The following is a 7,896-nucleotide window of genomic DNA, read 5'->3' on the forward strand; positions in this document are numbered from 1 at the left end:
TCGGGATTAATTTTAACTGGCGATCGTCTTTAGTTTGCAGACCGGGGGCGATCGCTTTTTGATATATTATACTAAATCCAAAATTTTGTAAATAGTGAATATGAGCAAAGGCTTAGTCAGATTGCGGGTTCGAGAGTTGGCTGCCGAGAAGGGATGGACGCTCAAGGAAGTTGCGGAGCGATCGGGCGTGGGCTACAGTACGATTAGCAATTATGCCCGTTCTCAGGGGATGGCAATGGTTGACTTTGCAGCAGTCCACAAGCTGGCTCGAACTTTTGATGTGATGATTGAGGATTTCGTGGTAATCCTCGAAAAATAGTGGAAAGTTTTGCCTAAATTCAATGTTTGAGCGATCGACCAAAGGCAGATGCGAACAAATTCTTTAACCTACAATACTAATTCAAAGATGCCATCAACCGAGCCTCCCAAAGACTCCCCCAAACCATGCCCAAGCCAAAAAAGACCCCCGCCAAAACCTACACTGAAATCAACCTCAGCGATCCTCAATATTACTTCAACCGAGAACAAAGCTGGCTAGAATTCAACAACCGGGTGCTCCACGAAGCCCTCGACCCCCGCACGCCCCTCCTAGAAAGGCTCAAATTTCTCGCTATTTTTAGCTCCAACCTAGACGAATATTTTATGGTGCGCGTGGGCGCCCTCAAACAGCAAGTACACGCAAAAGTCAGCAAATTGACCTCCGACGGCAGCACGCCTCAACAACAGCTAGATGCCATTAACAAGCGGCTTTTGCCGATGGTTACTCAGCAGCACTCGTATTTTGAGCAAACCCTGCGGCCGAAACTAGCAGCAAGCGAAATCTACATTCTCGACTACATTGACCTCAATCAAGAACAGCGCAATTACTTGCACCGCTACTTCAAAGAACAAGTCTTTCCCGTACTCACTCCCCTAGCAGTTGACCCCAGCCACCCATTCCCCTACCTTTCCAATCTCAGCCTCAATTTAGCAGTAGTAGTCAGAGACCCCGACACGCGGGAAGAATTATTTGCCCGCGTCAAAGTACCGCAGGTTTTGCCGAGGTTTTTGCCGCTGCCGGGGGATTTGCAGTGGCAGCAGAGGGGCAAATCTCCTGTTTGGACTGGCGTGCCCCTAGAACAGGTGATTGCCCACAATTTAGAAGCTTTGTTTCCGGGGATGGACGTTGAGGAATATCACCCGTTCCGCATTACTCGCAATTCCGATTTGACGGTGGAGGAAGATGAGGCAGAGGATTTGCTGCTGGCAATAGAACAGGAGCTCCGCAAGCGCCGGTTTGGAGGTTCTGCGGTGCGGATGGAAATTCAAGCGATTATGCCGCCTGCGCTGCGAGATATGCTAATGGAAGAGCTGGATCTCGGTGAGCAAGATGTTTACGTCGTAGAGGGGCTGCTAGGCCTCAAGGATTTGATGTCTTTTGTGGGGTTGCCGGTGCCGGAACTGAAAGACCCGCCTTGGACTCCGGTTGTGCCGCCGCGCTTGCGGAACTCGGAATCGGCAAGGATTTTAGACAAATCGAGGTTGGATGCTGAAGATGGTGAGGATATTTTCACGACCATCCGGCAGGGGGATTTGATGTTGCACCATCCCTATCACTCGTTTGCGGCGACGGTACAGCGGTTTATTACTGAGGCGGCCAACGATCGCTCCGTGTTAGCGATTAAGATGACTTTATACCGCACTTCTGGAGATTCGCCGATCGTCAGCGCCTTAATTCAAGCAGCGGAAAACGGCAAGCAGGTAGCCGTTTTAGTAGAGCTCAAAGCTAGGTTTGACGAAGAAAATAATATTAATTGGGCTCGCAAGTTAGAACAAGCTGGAGTCCACGTAGTTTACGGTTTGGTGGGACTCAAAACCCACACCAAAATTGTGATGGTAGTGCGTCGCGAGGACGGGTACATCCGCCGCTACGTCCACATCGGCACCGGTAATTACAATCCCAAAACAGCCGGACTGTATACCGATGTGGGTTTGTTGAGTTGTCGCGAGGATTTGGGATCGGATTTGGCGGATTTGTTTAATTATTTGACTGGTTATTCGCGGCAGGTATCTTATCGCAAATTATTGGTGGCACCTGTCAATATGCGCGATCGATTTTTAGCTTTAATCCGCCGCGAAGCCGAATTCTGTCGCTTGCAAGCCGAAGGCAGCACCGGTAGCTGCGGCCGCATTGTCGCTAAAATGAACGCTTTAGTTGACCCTCAAATCATTGTTGCTTTGTACGAAGCTTCGCAAGCGGGAGTTAAAATTGATTTGATTATCCGGGGGATTTGCTGTTTGCGTCCCGGCGTTGAGGGTGTTAGCGAAAATATCCGAGTTATCAGTATTATCGGTCGCTTTTTAGAGCATTCTCGGATGTTTTATTTTTTCAACGGTGGCAACGAAGAGGTGTATATTGGTTCTGCTGACTGGATGCAGCGCAATCTCACCAGACGGGTTGAGGCCATAGTTCAGGTGGAAGACCCGACAATTGCCATGGAATTGCAAGAAATTTTGGGAGTAATGCTGGCTGACAACCGCCAAGCTTGGGATTTGCAGTCTGGGGGAAACTACTCTCAGCGGCGGCCGCCTGCTAATTGCCCAGAAGTGAGTTCTCAGCAAATTTTGATGGATATGGTGATGAATTAGTCAGTAGTCAGTTGTCAGTTGTCAAATTTGCAGTTAGCAGTGGTCGGTTCTTGTTAGCTATTAAGCTGTAGTGCATTTAATTTTCACTTTTTGGGCGGGCAAGATGCCCACCCCACCAGATTTTTACTAACATAACTATCCAAATTAAATGCCCGACAACTAATGACCACTGACCACTGACAACTACTGACTAATGACTACTGACTAATGACTACTTAACTGTTAAAAGTACGCTTAAATTCTTCTAAGAGATCGTCAATTTCTTCGATCGCCTGACTCACATCTATTCTCAGGGCTCCCAAGTCCGATCGATCTAACAGCCGCACGAGGGATTCCCGCTTGCTCTCGATCTGTGCTACGCGCTCTTTGATTGTTTGTGCATCCATGGTTTTTTGCCTTTGCTACTATTAACAAAAATATTTGACATTCCCCCCTGCGAACAGACGGAGATTCTTAATCCACCGACATACCTTTATGGGCAAATCCTTCACTGTTTTTATATGAGAAGTGATGAACGTGCTCAGGATTTTTGGGTCTGTGTTATAGTTTGATTGTACATCAAAACTTCCCCCAAACTTCAGCCAAATTTTAGCGCAAAAAAGGCGGACGTTTGGTATCTGCGGGTTTATTTTTCATCATTCCAGCTAAAAATCGCTTCAGGGCCTTCTCCCGGTTTTTCATAAAAGCAGCCCAAAATCCCGGTTGGTATTCATCCATTGTCTTGGCTAGGGCCCAGACATCGATCGCTAAGATATTATAAAGCCTTTCATCTTCGCGTTTGAGCGAGTTAATCTGCTCCAAAACCGCCTTGTTTGCTCCAGCAGTTTGTTTGTCTTCGTCTTTAATCATGTCCGAAAAATGGTTGAAAGGGCAAGAGTGTCGATCGCGATCGCCACTCTGTATACTTTGATGATACTGCCGATCTCGATTGCCTTCTGGAACCAACGCCGCGCAATTAACACGGATATTTACCGATGGCGTGCCCGGGCGAGTCCGGCAGGATAAGCTTCTGAACCTAGAGACAAGACTGTGGATGCACACCGCTCCCGCGCTCATAGATGCTAGCAGTTTTTGCAGGTCTTTTGGCAAAAAAACTAAATTTATTCAAGACTTTTTGACAGATAATAATTAAAGTATATTATTTCTGTCCGACTACTTACCTCATTAATATGTTACGCAAAATTTCTTTAGCAAACCTAGCCTTAGTTGTTGGCGGTATTATAGCAGCAGTCGGGTTCGGAGCCTACTTCACAGACAGACCTACCCTGAACCTAGCCGGTTTTTTTTATGGAATTCCGCTGTTGCTGGGAGGTTTGGCCCTGAAAGCGGCCGAACTCGAACCGGTGGAGTTCACCGAACCTACCTCTGCTGAAGTTCTTCTCCTGCGAGAAAGTCAGGCCACCGATACTCAAAACCAAGTCCGCAAAGATATCACCCGATTTCGCTACGGCCAACCAGCGCACTTAGATGATGCTTTGGAGCGCTTGGGCCTGGCCCCGACAGACGAGGAACGACCACTCCTGCAAGGGTTGCGGGAAGTTAATGTTGACGGTGCTTATGGGTTAATTTTAGAGTTTTATTCGCCGCTAATGCCGCTCGACCTCTGGGAAGAAAAGCAAGACAAAATAGCTACTTTTTTTGGACCAGGTTTGCGCGCACAAGTGAGTCAAAAGGCTGGTGACAAAATTGAATTGGCTCTAATTAAAAATACTCAAGCTTAAAGTAGTCTTAAGTTTTGAGTGCGTGAATTTTGAAGTCATCAATTAAACATTAATTCTGCATCAGCTTAGATACTGATTTTAGCGGCAGCTTGAAACCTGTCGCTATCAACACAAACTCAATCCGCAATTGGGCGATCGCCCAAATTAGATTTTCCTTAATTACAATAATAGTTGATAACCGATCGGCAATCTTAAATCAGGAGAAGCAAAAATGGTTTCGTCCGAGAGTAGGATAGGTATTATGGGCGCCAGATCATCAGGGTTTGTCAGTTGCAGTTAAACAAGCGTCGAAGTCGATGATACCAGTCTCAGTTGCAAATAATCCTGGCTCAGTCTTGAGTAGGATAAATGAGCAGGTTAAATCCGCCAAACTAAATTATTGACAACAATCTATAGGGAAAACAGGGATACGCCTATGTCAGAGAACAGAGTTTCCATCACCGCCAAAGTACCTTTAACTGCTCAACAGCAGTGGGAAACTTTCATGGCCGATCACTGCGGACGTTGGCAAGGGGTATTGGTTAGATATGATGCCGCAGGGCAGGTTCTCGATATTCTTGATTCTGTACGGAGTTTCATTCCTTCTGACGATCGGCAAACTGTCACCCATTCCCTCGACTTCAGGAGTCGGATGACAGAAACAGTAACGCAGAAACAATGGGTTTTGACCTTGGGCACTCCGCTGATTATCCATCCGGTCGATCCAGAGGCTTATCTGCTTTTTAATCCCCATTCTTCTGACACAATGGTTGGGCACGATCGAACAGGTTCAAGATTCTATTTTGAGCCTTACCTCTTGGCATCAGGAAAAAGAACAAGTGTGGTGGTGATGTACTACAAAGACGCCGCCAATATCTCTCAGCCTCACCTGTTTTCATTGTTTAGAGAGAGCAAGGAAGAGGTAGCGGAACCTTGGTGGTCCCAACAAACTCACTGCAGGATCGATCGAGTCAACGGCCTCAAGCTTCCTGCTCAAACCACAGGCGGAACCTATGTTTCATTGGATGAGATGGCTCAACTGCCAGTTCCTCCTCAACCGAGTGAAATACAAGGCGATTTTCTACACATCCAATTTCCAGATGCAATAGAGGTTGTTCTTTCGAGCGATCGATTTAAGACTCCATATTATGCCTCCATGCGTTGGACACCAGATACTCAAAACACCCCCCGAAGCTGTACTTTAATCTACGAACAACCGGATCAAAAGGCTGATGTATTCGCCATTTAACAGGCTCAAATTTCAACTTCTGGATGAATGAGCTGGTATCCTTCTGCTTTAAGCTTCTGATTCGAGATGCGCCGATTATTCGATCGCTCGGTTGTATCTGACCCATCCCATTCCACTTCAGGTAATTCGTAGCGCTCGCACAGTTGTTTAAACAATTCACGAGCAGTAATTGGAACATCATTCACTAGGTTATAAACTCCTTGTAATTGACGAGCGAGCGCCAACTCACTTGCTGATACAATGTCGTCCAGATGAATCCAGTTCGTGAAATGATTGCCTGTGCCTGGGCGAGTTGTGCCTGCAAGCTTACTTAACCGTTTCTTGAACTCGCGATCGGGTCCATAAATGGCTGCTAGGCGAAAGATACATACTTTCAAATCTTGGCTGGATGCTGACAGCAAAACTTGCTCTGTCTCATGTAAAATCTCTCCATGTCTGTTAGCTGGTGCCACAGGTGAAAGTTCACTCACCCAGGCTCCATTACTATTGCCATACACCGCCGAACTACTGGTATATATGAGTTGTTTTATGTTGGGGAAATGCTTCAAGGCAAGAACAAGGTTGTTGGCCGTATGCAGGTATGTCTCCTCGTACATATCGGAATCTACTTGGTGGTTTGCTGTAGGAGCGAGACTCAGGAAGACCACATCTTGATTTTGCAGGATCGTGTGTAATGTCTCTTCATCGCAGCGCTTCAGGACGATCGCCTCGTTGGCAACTTTCTGTAACTCCCCAATCCGGTCTTGCGTTGTCGTCGTTGCAGTAATTACCAGACCCAGGTTCCGCCAATGCTGGGCAACGGCACTTCCCACATAGCCACAACCAATAATTATAGCGTTCATCCGTTTTTTCAACTTCTGATATAGAAGGCTCTAGATTGCATCCAAGATAACAATATATCAAAGTTACAAAACTTTAGGCACTGTTTTATTGGATTTGCCTTCTGGGCATTTCCTGCTACTTTTTCTCCATATCATCCCTCTATTAGGGAACGCCGAGTTAATCAGCATTAACAAACAACCGGGAACGAGTAATAAAACGCTCTCCATCCGGCCCTTCCAGGGAAAAATCGCTGCCTCCGGGTTCCGATGCCACGTCTATAATTAACTGCGTGTGCTGCCAATATTTGTATTGCTGCGCTGCAATATAAAAGGGACAACCCCCTATTTCCCCCAGCAATACGTCACCATCACCGATTATCAATTCGCCATTGGGAAAGCACATGGGGGAACTACCGTCGCAGCAGCCGCCGGATTGGTGAAACATCAATTCGCCGTGTTGAGTTTTGAGATAGTTGATTAATTTTAAAGCCGCTTCTGTTGCGGTGACTTTTGCATTTTCCATTGCAGTCTGTTTAGAACAATGTCTAGTTATTATTATGAGTTTGTAGTAAGCTGTGGGGCATCTAAATTGTATTTTTGGGCGGGCGGGACACCCCACAAGCAGAAAATTCACTCTTGGTGGAACAGGCATCTTGCCTGTTCCTGACACAATTTAATAGTTGAAGGACTTTAGTCCTCACTACAAACCAAGGAGTGAAAACTTTAGAAAAAACCTAAAGCTTTCGGGCTGTAACTTACCAACAAATTCTTAGTTTGCTGGTAGTGATCTAACATCATTTTGTGATTTTCGCGACCGATACCAGATGATTTGTAGCCGCCGAATGCTGCGTGCGCCGGATAGAGGTGATAGCAGTTTGTCCACACGCGGCCTGCTTGAACGGCGCGACCCATGCGGTAGGCGGTGTTGATGTCGCGTGTCCAAACTCCTGCACCTAAACCGTAGAGAGTATCGTTGGCAATTTCTAATGCTTCGGCTTCGTCTTTGAAGGTGGTGACTGCTAATACTGGGCCGAAGATTTCTTCTTGGAAAATTCGCATTTTGTTGTTTCCTTTGAAGACTGTTGGCTGGAAATAATAGCCGTCTTGCAAGTCGCCGGATAAGATGTTTCTTTCGCCACCAATTAGACATTCTGCGCCTTCGGCGTGACCGATTTTGACGTATTCGGCGATTTTTTCCATCTGGTTGATGGAGACTTGCGCGCCGAGGGCGGTTGTCGGATCTAAGGGGTTGTCTTGTTTTATTTGACGGATGCGATCGATCGCCCTTTCCATGAATTGATCGTAGATTGACTCCTGAATTAAGGCGCGGGAGGGACAGGTACACACTTCGCCTTGATTGAAGGCAAACATGACTAATCCTTCGACTGCTTTGTCGAGAAATTCGTCGTCTTGGGCGCAGATACAGCAGATTCCAGGTTTATGAAGTACAGTAACAGCAGCTTGTAAACCAGTTTTTAAAGTGCTTAGGATTGACCAA

Annotated in this window: 10 protein-coding genes; 5 read left to right on the forward strand and 5 right to left on the reverse strand. The window is 46.6% G+C overall.

Features of this window, described 5'->3' with window-relative positions:
* The first annotated feature begins 100 nt into the window (after positions 1–100).
* Positions 101–319, forward strand: a complete 219-nt coding sequence (locus QUA71_RS14105) for a helix-turn-helix domain-containing protein (protein WP_006632503.1) — start codon at positions 101–103, stop codon at positions 317–319.
* A gap of 125 nt (positions 320–444) precedes the next feature.
* Positions 445–2,628: a polyphosphate kinase 1 gene (gene ppk1, locus QUA71_RS14110; protein WP_333285793.1), complete on the forward strand. Its 2,184-nt coding sequence runs from the start codon at positions 445–447 to the stop codon at positions 2,626–2,628.
* A 215-nt stretch (positions 2,629–2,843) separates the two neighbouring features.
* Here the strand turns inward: ppk1 and QUA71_RS14115 are convergent, their stop codons facing one another.
* Both QUA71_RS14115 and QUA71_RS14120 read right to left on the reverse strand, forming a co-directional pair.
* A complete protein-coding gene (locus tag QUA71_RS14115) occupies positions 2,844–3,014 on the reverse strand; it encodes a hypothetical protein (protein WP_333046052.1) in 171 nt (56 codons plus the stop codon).
* Positions 3,015–3,216: 202 nt separating this feature from the next.
* On the reverse strand, positions 3,217–3,477 hold the full coding sequence (locus QUA71_RS14120) for a hypothetical protein (protein WP_006632500.1): 261 nt from the start codon (positions 3,475–3,477) through the stop codon (positions 3,217–3,219).
* Between the two features lie 9 nt (positions 3,478–3,486).
* On the opposite strand from QUA71_RS14120, the gene QUA71_RS14125 reads away from it, so the two are divergent.
* From QUA71_RS14125 to QUA71_RS14135, 3 genes are all read left to right on the forward strand, one after another.
* On the forward strand, positions 3,487–3,633 hold the full coding sequence (locus QUA71_RS14125) for a hypothetical protein (protein ID WP_190657804.1): 147 nt from the start codon (positions 3,487–3,489) through the stop codon (positions 3,631–3,633).
* Positions 3,634–3,797: 164 nt separating this feature from the next.
* Positions 3,798–4,349, forward strand: a complete 552-nt coding sequence (locus QUA71_RS14130) for a DUF2854 domain-containing protein (RefSeq protein WP_333285795.1) — start codon at positions 3,798–3,800, stop codon at positions 4,347–4,349.
* Positions 4,350–4,764: 415 nt separating this feature from the next.
* Positions 4,765–5,577 (forward strand): DUF3598 family protein, encoded by an 813-nt coding sequence (locus tag QUA71_RS14135; protein WP_333285797.1) that lies wholly within the window; start codon positions 4,765–4,767, stop codon positions 5,575–5,577.
* Between the two features lie 5 nt (positions 5,578–5,582).
* Here QUA71_RS14135 and QUA71_RS14140 read toward each other — a convergent pair whose 3' ends face one another.
* From QUA71_RS14140 to QUA71_RS14150, 3 genes are all read right to left on the reverse strand, one after another.
* Positions 5,583–6,419: an SDR family oxidoreductase gene (locus tag QUA71_RS14140; RefSeq protein WP_333285799.1), complete on the reverse strand. Its 837-nt coding sequence runs from the start codon at positions 6,417–6,419 to the stop codon at positions 5,583–5,585.
* 157 nt (positions 6,420–6,576) lie between these two features.
* The gene (locus QUA71_RS14145) at positions 6,577–6,921 is read right to left on the reverse strand and encodes a DUF779 domain-containing protein (protein WP_333285800.1); all 345 of its coding nucleotides are present in this window, start codon (positions 6,919–6,921) and stop codon (positions 6,577–6,579) included.
* A gap of 200 nt (positions 6,922–7,121) precedes the next feature.
* The coding region (locus QUA71_RS14150; RefSeq protein ID WP_333285802.1) for an aldehyde dehydrogenase family protein at positions 7,122–7,896 on the reverse strand (775 nt) is incomplete at its 5' end.

This window comes from Microcoleus sp. MON1_C5 (assembly GCF_036701875.1).
Taxonomy (GTDB): domain Bacteria; phylum Cyanobacteriota; class Cyanobacteriia; order Cyanobacteriales; family Microcoleaceae; genus Microcoleus.